This window comes from Amphritea sp., assembly GCF_048266285.1.
In the GTDB taxonomy this organism is placed as follows: domain Bacteria; phylum Pseudomonadota; class Gammaproteobacteria; order Pseudomonadales; family Balneatricaceae; genus Amphritea.
The window spans coordinates 182,292-201,914 of sequence record NZ_JBLWZV010000005.1 but is presented as its reverse complement, the minus strand read 5'-3'; the positions used below and the strand labels follow the sequence as shown (position 1 = coordinate 201,914).

The window sequence follows — 19,623 nt, the reverse complement described above, 5'->3', positions numbered from 1 at the left end:
CCGGTATTTACTGAAAAAGCGTATTGGTTCGCTGCTTTTTCGAATGAAAAAATCATTGGATGAAAATTATGTCGTATATATTCAATCGTCTACTAAGAATGCGTTATGACAAATTCCGCAATTTAAGACAATATATTTGGAGCAGCCAAGGGATTACTGCTCGACGACGTAATACTTACATGATGGAACAGATGGAAAACCGTTATCTGTTATCCGCGGATGCAGCCCCTCTGGCGTTAAGTGCTGAGCTGCTTAACGAAGAGGTGATGGTTGAGCAGCTAATCGATGCAGGTTTGGCTGAAGCGAGTAATTCGCAAACGTTACAACTGGTTCGCCAGCATGATGACGTCGACAATGCTGAGACGGGTAGCGATAGTCTTGCGGATATTGAAAATCTGAATTTGGCTGATCTTCAGGTGACTGCTGCAGAGCTAGATGAATTAGTGGCAGTGCAGTCGAAAGAGGGGGCTGAAGCGCAAGTCAGTGCGAGTGGTGAAGAAACCACTGGAGCGGTGGCCGCTACCGTTACGATTCAACATATTCAGCAGTTGAGTGGGCATCAGTTCGTTGTTATTGACCGTTCGGTTGAGGATTATCGTGCACTGTTGAGCACCTTTATGGGGGATGCGGGTCGTGACCTTGAATGGCATACCGAAGCGACCAGCGCGGGTAATGTTTTAGTCGCGGATTGGTATCCTGCGAACGAGAGTGCTAGTGAAACTTTAGAGGCTGACGCTGAACTTGCCGCTGAATTAGCTGATGTGCCGGTTGCTCGCCCACAAGCGGAGCGTGTCACGGTTGTTCTACTGGATGCTGAAGGTGATGGTGTTGAACAGCTCGCCGATGTTCTTTCTGCCTATGAAGATATTGCCGCGTTGCATGTGTTATCTCATGGGGCAACCGGTTTGCTGCGTTTGGGTACGGCTTCTTTGGGAAATGCTTCGTTAGAACGTTACCGTCAACAGCTTGAAGCTTGGGGGAAAGCATTAAAATCTGACGGCGATATCCTGATCTACGGCTGTAATGTTGCCCAAGGTGAGGTCGGTATAGCGTTTGTTGATCGATTGGCGGGCGCAACACAGGCCGATATTGCCGCGTCTGATGACCTAACCGGAAATCGTTTTATCGGTGGCGACTGGATACTGGAAACTGAATCAGGCTATGTCACGCATACCCTTGATATGATGTCTACCGAACAGTTCTCTTTCGCATCGAATGATCCTCTGTATAGCGGGTTGTTAGCGGCTGATAAATCGGTGAATATCGGTGAGCTAAATGGCACGGCTGCGCCGGTTATCCTAACGGCAGGCACAGATACCATTAACTTTACCGGCGTTGGCAGCGATATTCGCGTCACTGTGACCGGAAAAACCGCCACCACTCCGTTTAAAATTACTGCACAGGCGATTAATGAAACCACGGGTGCATTAGTGCCCAATACGTTGCGTACTTTTCAGTTTGCCGACGGTGATGATGCCACTATTAAGAACATTAAAGTGGGTCGGCTTGGATATAAAACCGAGCTTGAATTACAGACTAAAATAGATGTTTTAGACACATCGACACTGTCGTCTGCCCACATTGCTATCAGTAAAAAGGGTACCGCCCTTTCGAGTGATGATGCTTATAAATGGGTTAAAGACTATGTGGTGATGGGGGTTGATCCTAGCGCAACGGATGCTGCTACCCAGTTAGATGCTAAAAACGCAATTGCAGTGGTCACTAGCGGGACGGGTGAGATTGGCAAATTATCGATTGGTAAGGCCCTGGATGCAGGGAATACCCGACTTATTATCGATGATATTGGCGCGCCAATCGATATTGATAAAGCGAATACGAATTACAGCGGCAAAATTGATCTGTTGTATAACTCCGGTGCTTCAAATGCCGTGTTGACCAATTACGTTAATTTGTCGGCAGGCAATATCATTAAGGGGGTCGATACTTTAACGGGCTTTAGCACGGCATCATTTTCATCATTTACCGCCGACAAGGGCAAGCAAAAATTTGATGTTACCGGTTTAACTGATGTAACTGTTGCTGCCGGAGCGGGTGAAGATTATTTAGTCGGTGGCGCCGGAAGTCAGACCTTAGTGGGCGGCTCTGGAAGCGACAGTTATGTGTTTAAAGATAACTGGGGTGTCGATCAGGTTATCGAGAAAGGCGATACCAAAGATGGTTTAACGGTGATTAAGGGCGGCGATGCTGATGCGTTAGACTTTTCTGCGCTTACTCAGGCGATTACGGTTGAGTTTCATCCATCGGTTAAATCGACAGAGCCATTGTCGACCCCCACAACGCCGGCTATACCGGTGGTATCTGAAGTGTCAGATACTGATCGAACATCGACCGATAAATATGGTGTGCAGGTCTTCCAAGGCGCAAATGTAACCACCAGTACTCATGCGGTAAAAAATGCCATCAATGTTGAGAAAGTGGTCGGTGGTCTGGGTGATAATACCTATAAGTTCAATAATGACTGGGGACAGGTGTATCCGGATACGACGCCTGCGTTGACTGAGACCGTTAACTTTTTTATTGATGACACTAAATCAACCAGCAAAAAGGGGACGTTGGATTTCCGTGAGGTCACCCACGATTTAATCTTTGAGTTGGACAGCGTCAGCACAACCTCTACCGGGACGCCAGCAGTCACGACGATAACATCTTCAGTGAAAGTGACGGCTGTTGTCGAGAAGCAGATTAATATCGGGACAGCCGCTGCACCTATATTAAAAACAATTACTTATACCTATGTTGTGAACGCAGATAACGTTGCTAACATCATTGGTGGTCAGGGCAAAAACACTTACATTATCAAAGACCAGGATGCCTTGCAGGGCAAGATCTTGACCGCGAATACAAGCGGTAGCTTGGCTGAAGGCTTGGTGACCGGTAACGTCTATGTGGCGGGTGCCACTATTGCTAAAACCGATGGCGTTAATATTCTCGACTATTCGCAATACAAGTCTACGAACACTAACAATGTGGTTGTTGATCTGGGTGAAACGACACCGGGTGTTGCCAAAAGAGCTGTCACAGGTATTCTGAATAACGTCGATGGTACCGCCGCACCGGCGGCTACCAATGAAGTGCAAAAACTGACGGTGCCAAAAGTTAAAACGTCACCAACCGTTGCCCAAGAACTGACTAATATCACCAGTTTTAGATTGTCTCTGGGTGGTGTCGAAACCATCGATATTAGCAATTCAGGAACTGCCGCTTCAATAGCAACAGAGATGGCTGCTGCGCTGAACTCTCTGGTGTTGAAAGCAACGCCGGTCACGACTACCAGTACAACCACTCCTCCTGTAACGACTCCTGTAACCCCAGCACCATTAGTCACTGTTACAGGGAGTGGTTCGGCTAGCGGAACGACGCCTTACAACTTTACTATTACGTTTCAATCGTTATCGGCTGGACTGAATATTCCAGACATTAAACTGATAGCGGAAACTCGCCAAGAGAAGAGAACCACAGGGGGAACCACTCAAGCGACGGTTGTTTTAAGTGCTGAGACTGAAACTCATCCTGATCCTCTTACTATCGTCAAAGCATATACATCCAGTGGGCCAACTCCCGAAGATCGCTACACCCTGACCACGACCGTTAAAACCATCACCATTGATGCCGTAGAATTGACAGCCGCCAGTACGGGATTAAAAGCGGGCGCCATTGACCGTATAGATGGTTTGAAAGGCACCTCTGATTCAGGTGCGGGTACGGTTAAGAGCATGACCGTGTTAGGCGACTTTGGTTTGTTAGTTAATAGTACGGGGAGTGGTGACGACCTCATATTCTCTGATAACTATACCCAGGCTGTCAGTGTTAAAACTGGGCGTGTCTGGGATGGTGGTGCTGGCCAAGATGTTATTACCGGAACACTTCAGGGCGATATCCTTTATGGCGGGTTGGATAATGATGCCATCGGCGGCGGTGGAGGTGATGATAACCTCAGTGGTGGTGCAGGCAATGACCGAATCAGCGGCGGTTTAGGTAACGATGTTATCAGCGGCGGTGCTGGTAATGACCACCTCAGTGGAGGCTTGGGGGATGACAGTCTCGTGGGGGGGGCCGGTCATGACGTTCTTTATGGCGGCATAGGTGACGATACTCTCATCGGTGGTAAAGGTTACGATCATTATGTGTTCATCAATGATTGGGGCCAAGATAACGTTATTGAAAGTCAGAAAGGTAAAGATGACAAAACCACAGATGAGGGATTAAAAGCCCGTGGTGATGTGCTCGATTTCTCCAATGTTACTCAGGAGATGACCTACTTATTTAACAGTTCTAATCTGTTGGCGGGCACCGGCACTTTCATTAAAGATAAAACCAGCTGGACTAAAACACTGACGGGGTTTGGTGATGTGTCTGGTCATTTTGCCCTTACCGCCAATACTGTGCGTGTTAACAGTGAAGGTAATGCCAATGAAGTGCAGCGAATATTTCTCGGTGGCGCTAAATCTGGCAACTTTACCGTAAAACTGAATAATTTTCCTAAACCCGATGGTACTGTTGAAACGATAGCATCGATCTCAATAACAGTCGGCGCCACCACGACGCTCACAGCGGCGAATATAAAAACGGCACTGGAAACAAAGCTTGGAACGCTTTTGACTGATAATGGTGTAGCGCCCGTTGGTGATCTGGTATCGGTTAAGTCTGCAGGGGCAGGGACCGGTGCTTTTGATGTTGAATTTAAGCAACCGATCTATACTAATATCCCATTAATGACGATTGTCAGTACAACTGGACTGACCTATACGCCGCCGGTGGTTGGCACCGTGGTGCCGGGTGTTAATACCGTTGATCCGGCGACTAATTTAATTACTAAACACACTAATGGCTCAATTAATATCGATCTAGGCCTCGCCGAATCTGGCAGCTTTACCTTAGGTTTTGAATATTCTAAAACAGTTGCAGGGGTCGAAACGCCGAATCAGTCTGTATCCATTACAGTGCCTATCGCCTCCGGTTCTACCCCGAACGATATTGCCGCCCAGATTCAGCAAGAATTAAACAGTCATAATCCACAGATATTTGCCAGTGTGGTGGTTTCCGGTGCCGGCAATAAGTTTGAAATTACCGTATTAAACCCTGAAATCAGTAAGCTTCATACGGTCGCGATTACAAACGCCACATCGCTTAAAGGTAAGCCTGACATCTGGTCTACTGTTGAGGGTTCTTCGGTTCGCGAGATTAAGCAGCTGACTCTTAATAATGTTACTGAAGGTAGCTTTGTTTTAACGATTGGTAAGTATTCCACTGGCCCAATTACCATTGACACGACGGCAGCGTCGGTTGATCTGCAAAAAGAAAATACGCGCTTAGCTATTCAGACCGAACTCAATAAGCTTAAGCGTAATTTTGTGCAGAAATACACGGTGGAAGTTCGCACCGATAGTTTTACTGATGCATTGAAAGAGTGGGAAATTACTTTTAAAAAGCCGGGTGAAAATGATGTCGCGGATATGTCTGTCGATGTGACAGGCTTAACAGGGACTAATAATTTACAGGGCCGTGTGACGACTCTGGCCGATGGTAGCCGGTCTGGCAATATCCACGCGTTTGAGACTATTCTGGCGCCTAATGCGGATGCGACCTTTATCTTTGGTTCTGCGTCGATAACCGATATGTTAGCGGCTATTGCGGTTCCGGAAGTGTTACGCAAAACGAACTCGGTTACCATCGATACCAGTACTTTGACGGCTAATGACCATGTGTTGGATATCGATTTTAGCCAAGTTGCTGATGAACTTAATTTTAATTTTGAACAGAAGGGGGCGGTTAAAGAGGTACAGCCGCTTATTATTAGCAACACCACGACAGGTGAATTTGCGCTTGATTATAAGATTCAAGAAGTTCAGCGATTGGCCTTTACCGGTGCGGAACAGCCGAGTGGAACCTTTAAGTTAAGTTTTACTGATCCTGGTGGCTCTCACGCCGTTAAAACCACGGCCACCCCGATTCAAATCATTACCGATGCAGCGACCGGTAAAGTAGACGTTAAAGCCACCGCTTTAAAAATTCAAACCGAACTGAATAAACTGACATTCACATCCGCTTCTGGCTCTCAGACCCTTAATGTGAAAGTGACCGGTGTAACGGTTGATGGCTCCCCTATAACCGCAGAAACTACCAACGAAAGCTTTAAAGCCAACAGCTGGAATATCACCTTTATCAATAAAGAGTTGGTCGATGTCGACTTGTTACAAGTCAGCTCTGCAACGGTGACCCCTGTGGTCACTACAGTCAAAGATGGCGTACACAAAGTAACCGATAAGATTACCTTTGTTGCAGGGAATAAAGAGGCAAATATCACCGAGCTGAGCAATAAGCTGAACGAATTACTGGGTGAAGGCTCGGTTACCGTTAAGGAGCCGCGCTTTGGCAGTACGGCAGCTCAAACGAAGCTGAATATTACCTTTAATAATCCAGGTGATGTGGTCTTAACAAAGGCTTTGAAGAATTTAGATGGTTCGGCTCTGGGGTATACCACGCCCGTGACGGGCCGATTGGATTTGGCGACGACAGCTGCCAACGGCAAAATCGATGGTAACACCGGTCAACTATCGCTTACTGTCGAACGTGTTGCTCCGAGACCTACGGCGTTAAGCACCGATGCTCAGGCGTCGGGCTTTGTTGATAAATTACTGGGCGAAAGTGTTTTTGAGACCTTTGTCTTCACCGATGTCGGTGATAATACCATCGTCCGTGGTGGCGTTAACTCGAATACGTTCGCCATCTCCGGTAATACGACGTTTAAGGGAACGATTATTGGTGGTACAGGCCTTAAGCCTCTATCCGCGCAGCTCAATGTTGACGGTTTGATCGACCTGTTATCGTTAACCGCTCCGGATTTCGCGGTAAAAAATACTGTTGATATCTCGGGGGGGAATTTCGCGGATCTGACCAAAATTTCGTATGTAAATTTAGCCGAAACCTCCAAATCATCCGTTGCTGTTGATACGGTTGTTGATGGTCATCGAGGTGCTGAAGTCCAGCGTCTGTCTATCCCCGAAGCCCAGCGTGGCGGTTTTACATTAACCGTACAGGGTGACGCGACGACGGTAACCACGGCCCCTATCTATATGACGCCGCCGGTTCAGCAACAGCTGTTGGTCACCGACTCGACGGACTTTAATCTGACCTATGTCGCAACCATCGCCGGCGTTCAAACCGTTCAAACCATTACCGGTTTAAACAGCGGTGTAGCAACGGGCGATCATTCAACAGCTATCGCGGATAAAATAAATACGCAATTAGCCACAGAGTTTAGTTTGGCTGCTGGTTCAAAGGTCGTTTCGGTGACTAAGAATGAGGGTGGCTACCTCATTGCTTACACGAACCAGAATAACATGGTGGAATTTACCGGCGTCCTAACTTCTGCGTCAGGTAGTGTGGCGGTATTTACGCAAGAAACGGCAACCTCGCTTAATGATGTCGCTCTGGCACAGCGTATTGAAAACGCGATATATGCTGCGATGGCTCTGCCGACGGGTACGCCAAAAGCGGTTTTAGTCACGGCGGGTGACGCGGGAACATTTGATCTGCGCTGGCGTGTGGAGGGGGATAAAGCGGTTACTACGCTGACTAATATTTCTCTTTCTGCACCAGCGGTTGATCTCGTTTTAACACCATCAACGATGACTGCGCCACAAGTTCACTCAATTACTATTACTCACGGTGCCAATACTGATCCTTATAATTTATATATTGGTACTCATAAAACAGTCGATCTAGCTCAGGATGCCGATAAGGATGCTATTGAGGCCGCCTTACAGCAGCTTATTAATCAGCAATCGAGTTTGACGGGTACCGTGACGGTGACGGGCACTGGTCCCTTCACTATTAGTATTGCGGGTGGCTCTGTTGCATCCATCGTGGCTAAGAACAGTCTTTTTTCAACGGTATTGGGTACATCGACTATTACCAGTCAGTCGACCAATGGTCAGGAGGTTCAAACTCTTAATATTAACGGCGCCTCGCAGGGCATCGTGGGGCTGAAATACAACCTAAAGACCTTGGCTGATAACAGTCCGGTCACCGGCTCCGTCTATGTGGATGTTGCGCTACAAACAGGCGAGACAGCCGATACTCTGCGTGGGCGTATCGAAGCGGCACTGAATACCCAATTGGCGGGTATGGCGACAGCCGTCGTTACCCTCGTTGGCGATAATTTCAGTATTAAACTGACACCGTCTACTACGCATATTGTCGAATCGATGGGTGGCACCGGTTATGGCTTATCATCGGCCACGACCGATCAATCCTTAACGCCGGTAAAAGTAGGGCCAATAGATGCCTATCTGGATCGCACGGATAGTAGCAATGCTTCTCTAGTTGAGACCAACCGGATCTATAAATTTGCTATGCCGCCGGTGGTTGCCGGTGAGGCTATTAGCGGTACATTCACGCTTAACTTTGGTGGTGTGACCACCGGTTCCATTGATTATGACGCTAACAGTAGTACGCTGCTAACGAATATTAATGCAGCTTTGACGACATCCTCTATCAATGCCTTACCCGCCACTTTAGTGGGAAGTGAGTTTGTCGTTGAAATCGTGGTTGATCTCAGTGCGGCTGAACAGCCTTTTATTGTTGATGGCTCAAACTTAGCGATGGTTAAGAGTACCGCCGTTGCTGCACCCGGTGTAGCTGCCAATATTGTCACCATTGCCAATGGCAGTACGGTGAGTGTGGCTGAAAAACAACGTGTTACGTTGGTGGATCAGTCACTGCCCTCTTTCCGCCTGTCCGTTAATGGTGTCAGCACCCTGGATATTCCGGTCAATCAGAATGATGAGGCTACCAAGGTCGCCATTCAAAGCGCACTGAATGCGGCCTTAGGGGCAAACAAAATTACCGTTACGGTCAATCCTGATAGCAGCAAGACTAAGTCATGGATACTGGAAGTCACCGGAACCACTCGCCTTAGCGATACGGATAATCTTGTTGTTGGTGATAATGCTAATGCCATTACTGGCTATGCGAAAGACGACTTTACTCAAACGGTTTTAACCAGCTTATTGGGTAAACAGGCAGGTTTTACTGGCCGCATTCAGAATATCGATAATGTGACCTACGGTGCTGGTTTAAACATTGTATTGAATACGACACTCAACCCTGTGGCTGCATTGGGTAATGCCTCTTTGGGCAGTAATGTGTTTGAGGTGGGCGGTAACTTAATTGAAAACTCAATCACTAACCCTGCCGCGCAATTTATTGCAAATGCGGTGGTTGCAACGGCGATTAACGGTGAGCCTTCACTGTTTTCAGATAATGTTGTCGCACCGGGTATTCATATACTTGCAGGTGGTTGGGGCGCAGATACCTATAAATTTAGTGGCTTATGGGGGGCTGCTGCGGTTATTGAAGCGCCTGATATCAAGATTGCAGGTGTCAGTGATTTCTTTGATACATTAGACCTTTCCGACGCAGGCTATGGTCTTAAAGACCAGCTGGGTAGCGGTGAAGTTAAAAATACCCTGCACTATGATATTTGGGAAATCACGACCGATAATATTAGTGAGTTCACCGACCTTATCAGTGTTGGACGAGATGATGCTGAAGTGCCTCTGTTATCGATTGGTGCTAATTTTATTATGGTCCGTGACGAGATATTCGGATCAGCATTGAAGCGCTTAGGTATTCCGTTGCCTGATGATATTTTATTAGGCAACTACGTATTTGCCACCGGTATTGAAAATATTGTTGGCGGTGGCGGTGATAATATCTTCACCTTCCATGACAATGCTCGTTTGCGAGGGGTAATCTCTTCTGAGGGTGATATCACTCTTAATTACCAAAATTATGATAATAATCTTGATGCTTCAGATGTCGTTGAGGGTGTCACGGTAGATGGCACCGCGGGTATTGCTTATACCTTATGGGAAGCTGTTGAGGTGCCTGTTTGGGGTGAGATTGCCGAGTCTAAAGTGCTATTTGGTAGTGCGACCTCGGTATTGGGGGAGCGTTGGAACTCGCTTTCCGGAGTCATTAATGCAGCGGTGGCTGCCGACTCACAGTACAACCTGTCTAATAATGGTGTAGCCGGCTTTACCAAAGTGATCGGTTCGAGCGGTGATGACACCTTTGTCGGTAACAGTAACGATAATATCTTTGTTATTGGTCAGGGGGGAGTTGATACGATTGATGGGGGGGAAACCGATAAAAATGGCAATACCCTTAGTCTGGAAGGCCAAAGTGCAGACTATTCTATCGATTTAGCACTGGGTACAGCGTTGCGAGCTCAGGGGGATGAACAGCAATCTTTAGTACTTAATGCTGTTGAGGGCGACCAGTTTACCCTCGAGTTACCTTCAAGTGATGATTCGGCGGTTGGTGGCTTTACCACCGCGGATATTGCTGTTGGGGCAAATGCCATTGCGACCGCCGCGAATATTAAAGCTGCGCTTGAATTATTCCTTGGGGCTAATAATGTCGGCGTGACCCCCGATGACGTGACGGCGGGTAAGTTTGCGATTACCTTCTTGAATCTGGACCGGTTTGATAATCCCGAACAGCTGATCTTTGCTCCAACCCACTTAACGGCTTCGAGCGATACGTCGGTTCAATCGGCGGTTGCGGCGCAGTCTCCATTAGATGGTACTGAGCAAAACTACATTCATCAGGTTGCTTTGGGCAATCAGGTCAGCGGCGGTGAGTTTACGCTTAGCTTTGATCACCCCGATAGTGCGAGTGGCTTGGTCACCGTTGTTATCCCCGCATTGGCCGACTATTCGGCGATGATGCAGCAGATTGAAGATAAACTGAACGGGGTTGCAGACCTCGCGGTCAATGTGACTCAGCCGGATCCTGCTTTGGCAGAAGATCAGCGTAACTTCACTTTTAATATTGAATTTATTACCCCCGCTTACACCGATGTGACGAATGTTAGTTTGGCTACAGGGAACCTAGAAAATGGGTCGACCATGGTCACGGTTTTGGATGGTTCTATCATTGTCGCCAACTACAAAAATATCCAAAACTTGGAAAGCGGTGAAGGCAATGATGTTTTTATCGATAATAGTGGTGGCGTGGTTGTCACGGATCTGGTGGATAGAAGTGCAAATCCGACCGACCCCGCCTCGTTTGAGCTAGATTTTACTGCCAATAGCTTTAATGAAGGTGAATTAGTCACACTGTCTTTTGCTAATTTTGAAACAACCGCGGGTGTGACACCCGATCCCGCGCGTTTGGCGGCGGTTTTTGCTATTGGTGCCGATAATGCCGAAACACTCAGCAATATGGAAACGGCACTGAATGAGTTAGCGGGTATCACGGTTGCGGTTAGCAGCACGGTTGATGGTAAGTTTACGGTACTATTTTCAGCCTCGCCGGCTCCTGTGGTGAGTGACTTCAAGGTGGATTTGGCTAAAACCACGTTTACCTTTAATGATAAATTCGGTCAGGACCAGGTTTTCTCCACCGGTACATCAGATGTACTCGACTTTTCTTCGATCACGGCAAAGATTACTCAATCGGCACCGCAAACAGATAGCGATGGTGACTATACCTCATACTCTTACAGCGACGAATCCGGCACCCTTCATGAGGTTAAAGCTTACGGCACTTTCGAAACGAAAGGGTTGGAGGCCGTTGCATCGGGAGAGGGGTTGTGGACGGCCTTTAAAACATCTCAAGGCTTCGGCGATTTTGTTACGACGGCTGCAGTGGGTACTGGCGCGACGATTGACACGACAACGGATGCCGCAGCAGTAGATAGATTAAAAGCGGAAGCGATTGCCCGGTGGACGGCCGTGTTGCCTGCTGCAGCGGTGACCGACTTACAGAATATTGCGGTTACCATTGGCGATATTGGTGGGACTGATGGTGTTGTCGGTAGAACCACGAGTGCAGTTGGCACGAATGGTTTGGAGTACACCATTACGCTTGATGATAATGCCGCGGGTGCGACTTGGTATCTAGACGCTACGGCCAGTGATGACACCGATGATGGTGTTTATGATGGTATCGACCTGCTGACAGTATTAATGCACGAAATGGGTCATGTGTTGGGCATGAGTCACCCTGATTTCGCTACCACCGATCTGATGATGGAAGTGATTGATAAAGGCCAGCGTTTGTTGCCTACATCCGATCACTTTAAGAGTTTATCGGATCAAACCAAGTTAAGTATTGGCTTGGGCGAGCTGGCCACTTGGTCATCGCATATCGGCACTAAAATTGATAACTATCTGGATGACTCAACGGCTATTCCATTTACCGATTTATCCTTGTCTGACCTTTTAGGAGACAAAGTCACTAATCTCGATGGCACGATCCAAACTAAAGTACAGTCCTTTGTCGACACCATTGATGCCTATCTCGATCTAAATAGTTCGGCCACTACTAAAGATCTCTTAGAACATTTACAAACCACCGGTTCGACTGATGGTTTTGCCATCAATGTCGCCTCGTCCTCTAATTTAAAAGAGTATAGCGTTGCGCTGACGCTCGAAAGCTTTAGTGAATTGGTCAATCTAGATCTGAATGAACTGATCTCATTTGGTGACTTTAACTTTGATCTGCCGATTGATATTACTCAGTCTCAGCCTCTGGTGATCAGTGGCGGTATCGACTTTATGTTTAACTTTGGTGTTGACGATGACGGCGCCTTCTATGTTCGTGATCCCGGGTTAGATGCGCACTTTAATTTTGGCGAAGAATATATTGATATTGTTGGTATAACGGCGGGTTCTGCCGATACCACACCGGCGACCGTGACTATTGCCGGTAATCATATCGGCGCAATAAAAAGTACCAGTGCCGGTCAGTTTATGGTCGGTGATAGTTTTTACCTACAGGGGGCTGGTAATACCGATGAGCTCTACACCGTTGCAGCGATAGAATTAAGTTCAGATGGTCGCTCAACGATTATTACGCTCGCAGAGGAAATTTCAGTCTCAGATCTGTCAGATGAGGTTGCTGGCAACCTGATAAAAGCGTTCGATTTTGGTGTCAATTTAGGGCCGGTTGGTTTTGAAGTAAATGACGCGGCGCTATCCTTGGGTGCATCGATCGGTATGGGCTTCGATGGTGTGCTGAATTATCAGGACATGCTCAGCGATAGCACTGCATCGCTAATGGGCTTGCCGAGCTTAGAAGGCGATGCTCACTTTGAGGTGTTGCTACCGGTATCACTCTCGGGGGCGCTGGATGGCTTCAGTAATGAAGTAGGCTTTATCACCGCTAGTAGCAGTGATTTGCCTGAAGATGCCTCAATGGGACAGTTTCTCGCCAGTGTTCCAAGCTCGGTTCAGTTTGATAATTTAGAAGAGGTCTTCTCATTAGGTGGCTTGTCACTCGATATGATTATCGGCGGTATCGATGAGCTTCTTAAAGATGTTGTCGGCACCGATCGCGAAGTATTGGGTCAGCAGACCGGTAATACTGTCAGCTTTTATGAAGAGCGTTGGGGGGCCGGTTCTGTTCTGGCGACGGATAGCTATGACATTTCACCGGCCGGTGGACCACAGGCCAGTCGTTATGAAATTCTTGAAGACGGTACCGGCATTACCCTGTTTGAATGGACAGAGACAGCCAGTGGCGATAATTTCTGGGGTGTTGAGCTATTCGAAAGCGATGTGCGTGTTGTTCAAACCTACGCCCATACTGCATGGGAATTAATGGGTAGCTATGATGCTGACGATGTCTTGGTTGAGCCGATTACCGAAAATGAGGTCACAGGCGCTACCTTTATCGATACAACCGGGGCTACCTCCTCTACGACGGGCGAGACGCTGTCGCGTTTCAACATTAAGGACGGCGTGCTTTATGACAAAATCGCCCTCATTGATGCTAGCCTCGCCGATATCTTAGGTGATGGCGGTGTCAGTTTTGCGGCGGGCCTGAGTAATGCCGTCAGTACTGTGCGTGATGCGGCGCGAAATGTTCAGCAATTGGAATATATGCTCAATGAAGAGCTGCGCATTTTATTGGCGCCTCTGGGTATTGCCTCAGATGCCGACATGGTTGATATGAGTTATATCAATTCAGCGTTTGATTTCGATCTAAATCTGGATCTGATTGCGGAAAAAGAGTTCGACCTCGCACTCGATATTGATGATCTTGGTTTAGATACATGGTTAGGCCTGTCGGCTGGTGCCTTAGATGCCATCAATGTGGAAGCGAATGCGAAAATAGATCTGAAAGCTGAAGCCGGCTTAGACCTTGGTTTCGGCTTTGATTTAAGCGATGTAAGCACACCGGTTTTTTACATCGATGAAATGACAGGTATCCATGCTTCATTGCATGGCGGGGTTGACGATCTCGATATTGAGTTAGGCTTTGATGCAGGCGCGCTGGGCACCATCGGTCTATTGGGCAAACAGGGTAGCGCCAATATCGATTTAGGGTTTTACGCCAATATGGGCAACCCTGGCGCTGACTCGAATGGTAACGGCTATCTAGATTTAACCGAAGTGACAGACGGTTTCCAAGCCTCGGCTTTTGGTTCTGCTGACCTGAATCTACCGATGTTCTTCCCCATTGAAGCACTACCTCTGGGCGGAACAGATAAAGATCTTGATGCTGATGGCGTTGCGGATAACGTCCTATTTGCCAAAGCGGCATTTAGTATCGATCAAAGCCAGAACTTTGTGAGTACCTTCGATTATAACCTGCCGAAATTCGATATGAATTTCGATGTCATCGTACTGTTATTGGATCTATTGAATGATCCAAAAACGGTTCGGGAAGGTCTGGAGGGTGCGTTCTCAGCTATCAACGAAGTGGCTAACGGTATCGATAATATTGCACTGCCGCTGGTGGGTGATGAACCGTTTGATGATCTGGCCAATAGCCTGCGTAGCATTGAAACCAGTGTGCTGGGTGAAAAAGATGCCAGCGGTTATATCAACGGGTTGGGTAAGAAATTACAAGACCTTGAAGCCGTCGGCGGTAAGGTATTTGAAGCCTTGCTTAATGAGATTCGCCAAGGGCTTTATGAGGGGCTGAAAACCATTAACAGCCCGCTATTTTCCTTTGTGGTGCCATTGTTAGATGCTTCCGGTGCCGTTCAATATGATAACAACGGTAAGATCAAAACGCGGCTACCGACAAGCGCTGATGATATTGAACTCACCTTTTCTGCCAATGGTTTATTAAGCTTCAATCTTAAATTTGGCGGTGTCTTAGTCGATGGTGAATTGCCGGTTGATTTTAATAAGACAATGCCCGGTTTAGGTTTGGAGATTGATGCCGCTTTAATTGCTGAAATTGATTATCTGATGGGCTTGGGGATTGGCTTAGGTAATATGGCGGCGGTAGGTAGTGGGCCTGATTTTGGCCTGTTCCTCGATACCTCGGGTATTAACGCGAAGGGTGAAGAGATTGCGCTCGATGTCGATGCACGGCTTAAAAATGGTTCCACTGCACAGGGCACGTTGGGCTTCCTAAAGGTTGATGTGACTGACGAAACCGATGGCAAGGTGCTGCAATATGATGCGGCTGGCAATGTCATTAATGACAAAGGTGCAGGCATTAGCGGCCACTTTGGTTTTGATATTAAAGATATTGGTGGCAAAACCGGAACCGTTGCAGCTGATGGGCGTTTAGAATTAGGCGAAAAAGTCGAATTGGTCATTAATGCCAACGCTTATGCTGAGGCGAAATTGTTTACGAAGGTGTCGACGTCAGCCGCTGATGTGTTGCCATCAATCGATACCACCATCGTTTACTACCAAGATTTAGCCAGCGGCTCGCTTTCGACGACCAGTGGCGCGAGTGTTTCGTTTGGCGACCCTAATATCACGTTGCAAAGTGTTCGCTTAGACGCGGGCTCGGTATTTGAAAGTTTCTTAGGCGATACTTTCGATACTATTGGCGATATCATTTTGCCACTTAAACCGGTTATTGATCTGCTTAATACCGAGATTGATATGGGTGTTGCCAAGCTTAAAATCTTGGACATTGCGTACCTTCGATTGCCCGCGACAACAGTTGATACTGCCAAGAAGGTGATCGCAGCTCTAGCGGCGACCATCGATTTCTTAGAAAAAGCGCAAACGTTAAAATCAGCGGGTTATATCGATTTTGGTGATTTCAATTTAACCGGTGGCTATGCGACGGATACTTCAGCGGCGGTGACATCGAAAAATACCGCAGGGGCAAAATCAGAGACTGATCGTAATGCACAGTTAGGTTCTCACGCATCAACCATTGCTGGCCCATCACAAGACGGTGTTGAAGGTGGTAAATCCAGCGCAAATCAGTCGTCGACGAATAACCGGGCCACCTTTGGTAACCCCGCAGGACAGAAAAACTTCAGAATTCCTATTTTGGAAGACCCTGCCAGTTTGCTGCAATTTATTACTGGTCGAGGTGAAGTAGACCTATTCTGGTATGACCTACCTGACTTAGATCTGTTTTTTGAATATCAGAAGACCTTCCCGGTTTACCCTGGCTTTAACGTAGGTTTCTTCGGTGAAATTGGTGCTAGTACCAACTTTGACTTTGGCTTTGATACCCGTGGTTTCCGCGAATGGATGGAAACCGACTTCGATGTGGCTGAATCTTGGCGCTTAATTAATGGTTTCTATTTAGATGACCACGGCATTGAAAATACCACGGAAGATAAAGCCGAAGTGACACTGCGCGCGGCGGTCGGTGTTATCGCTAGTTTGGGGCTTGGTGGCCTAGTTGAGGCTGGCGTTAAAGGTGGTATTGAAGCGATTATTGGTTTCGATCTTAACGATATGGAAACCAACTTCCTCGACGACTTGCCGGTTGGTGATGGCAAGCTTTATGGCTCCGAACTGATTGAGCGAATTACCCATGGCCCGCAATGTTTGTTTGATATGACGGGTTCGCTCAACCTATTTTTAGAAGCTTTCTTGTGGGTCGGTATTGATGCCGGTATCAGTAAGATAACCCTGTTTGAAGCACGTAACCGTTTTGTGAATCAAGTGTTGGCAACCTTTGAGCTGGAGTGTATTCACAATGCGCCAGATCATATTGCTTCTTGGGAGAATGATGATCAAAGCACGGGCAACCTTATCCTAAGTTATGACAAAGGTGCGGATGCTGATGCTCACAATTATACGGTTGATGTTATTACGCCCGATATTGATTTAACCCTACAGAAGCTGTCAGAAGAGGGATATCTGGACACCGAGTATTACACCAAAGCGGAAGAAACCGCGCTGCGTGATCGTATACGGACCTTGAAAAGTGACAACCCGGGTGAAGATATTATTGTTGTGAGTACCGGGCTTGTGGCCGAGGTTTATCTTGCTAAAAATGTCAGCACATTAACGATTGCGGGCACCTCCGGTAACGACCGGTATAGCTTAAAACGCTTAAATGGTCGGGTCGATCATATTGATGTTGAGCTTGGCGGTGGCAGCGACTTCATTGAGATGATTGCCGATACTGAGAATACGGAGATCTTGGCCGGTTTGTATATCAGTGGTGGTGCGAATAGCGGTGCTGCATTGGTAGCAGGGGTTGAAGATGATGTTATCTCTGTCGATGCGGGTTATTTCGGCTCCGGTAATGCTAATGATACCTATGAAATCGTCACCGGTGACGGTAATGATCAGGTGGTGGTGACCGGTGAAAATTTTGCTTACGACGGCTTAACGGTCCGGGGTAACGCCGGTGATGACATCATCTTTACCGGTGAAGGTCACGACCGCGTCTTTGGTGGTGAAGGTTTCGATACCATCGCCACGTATGGTGGTAATGATTATGTTGAAGGTGGCGATGAAAATATAAGCACTGATATTGCCACCTTTACCGATCCGGATGGCAATCTACGGTTAACGCCAATCTATCAATTGGATGGTACGCCTTATGCGCATTATAACGATCAAGGGATGCCAACCGACGGTGCGGGCGGGGCTGCTTTAACCATTACTAAAGAAAACTCACAGTTTAGAACCCAGTTTGGTGATTACATTGACGGTGGCTTAGGCGATAACACTATCAGAGGTGGTGCCGGTAATGATGAGATATCGGTGGGTGGTGTCGATGATGACGGTAATCCTATTCTGGGTGGGGTGAATGATATTCAGGGTAATGCTGGAGACGATATCATTAATGCTGGCACCGGCTCCGTTAATGTTGATGCCGGTGATGGTGATGATACCGTGGTCTGGAATTATGCACCGTTAGCGGCCGGCGCCAATCTGGTTATGCTGGGCGGCTTGGGTACCGATAGCTTTGATATCACGGTGAATGACGATGCCAGTCATGTCGATTTACGCAAGCTCAATGCAGCGCTTTTCTTAGCCGATGGAGTGACCAAAGATGCCCGGGCTAAATTAACCATCGATTATGCGTCTGATTATATCGTGATGGATGATATCGAGTCATTAAAACTCGATACTCAGAAAGAAAGTGACGACATCACTATTGGCGATTTGATGGATACAGGGTTGCTCAGTGTCGACATCACTCTAGGTCAGGATAAAGCGCGAGAATGGCAGCCAGACCGTGATGTTGACGGTAACTATCAGGTTTATCCCGCGGATTACTCCGCCTTCCTTGCACAAACGCCTCAGTTGGATGACAACGGGGATGCGGTCAAAGACTCTAATGGCAACGTTATTTATGTGCCGGTAGAACCTCAGAGCTATATCACCAATGTGCGTCAGGGCGAATACTTCTATCGTTTCGATTTACAAGAGGGAGGCCAGTATCTGAGCACTTCCGATGGTGCGCCGATACTCGAATCGATTGTCAATGTTGCCGATTATTTAGCATCGTCGCCTGAAAATAACCAACAAGAGCTGTGGTTAGCTGACGGACTGGATAACGTGACTCTGTTTTACGGCTACGATGACACCAAAGCCGATGACGGCCGCACAACGGGTAATTCAGCAACAATTACTGCCGGTATGAGTGCTGCAGAGGTGCAGGCTGTGCTTGAGTCTATAACCGCTATTGGTGTGGGTAACGTTACTGTTACGCCTGCCGCAGCGGCAACCGAGAGCACTCATGGTACGCAAGCGAATCCATGGGTGATTACCTTTGATGGTGCGACCACAGATTTGAACAGTAACTATTTGGTTCTGGCGCATCAGTATTTAGTACAGAAGCATAGCGGCCCAATGACTGAGCGTGACGATACACGTGCACAGCAGTATCTGTATCATCTGGATGTGGTGGGTGCTGACTATTTGTCGAATGCTGATCATACTCCTGATGTCACCACCATCACTGATACCATGAGTGAAGTCCCACGCAACAGTGCGCAGCTGTTGGCCTTTGATGTGCTGGATTACAACGAAGACGCACCTGTGGAGGTGAATGGTATTGTTTGGTACAACAACGAAGGTGTTGCTGTATCGTCATTAATGACAACAGACGAAGTGCAGACTGCACTCGAAAGCCTGACTGATATTCCCGCTAACAGTGTGGGCGTGAGTGGTCAGGGAACGATTAATAATCCATGGTTGATTCGCTTCTCTGATAACCCGTCTGGGCCGGCAGCTGTCGAAGCCACCAAAAGTGCGGATGGTACCTTCCATATCCTCGAATTTGTTGTCGGTGGCAATGCCTTAGGCACTGAAATCATCACTAAAACAACGGTATTGGGCGATGATATTAATCTTCCGACTAATATCGAGCAGTCATTTACGCTTCCTGCGAGTAGTAGAATAACCGCTATTA

The 19,623-nt window shown here is 47.5% G+C and carries 1 protein-coding gene (cut by a window edge); it reads left to right on the top strand.

What is annotated here, in order from left to right; all coding sequences use genetic code 11:
* The first annotated feature begins 68 nt into the window (after positions 1-68).
* Positions 69-19,623, top strand: partial view of a DUF4347 domain-containing protein gene (locus tag ACN0T0_RS09090; RefSeq protein ID WP_417225277.1) — the 5' portion only. 18,218 nt of this gene lie beyond the right edge of the window; the window shows 19,555 of its 37,773 coding nt (coding positions 1-19,555); its start codon is at positions 69-71; its stop codon lies off the right edge, out of view.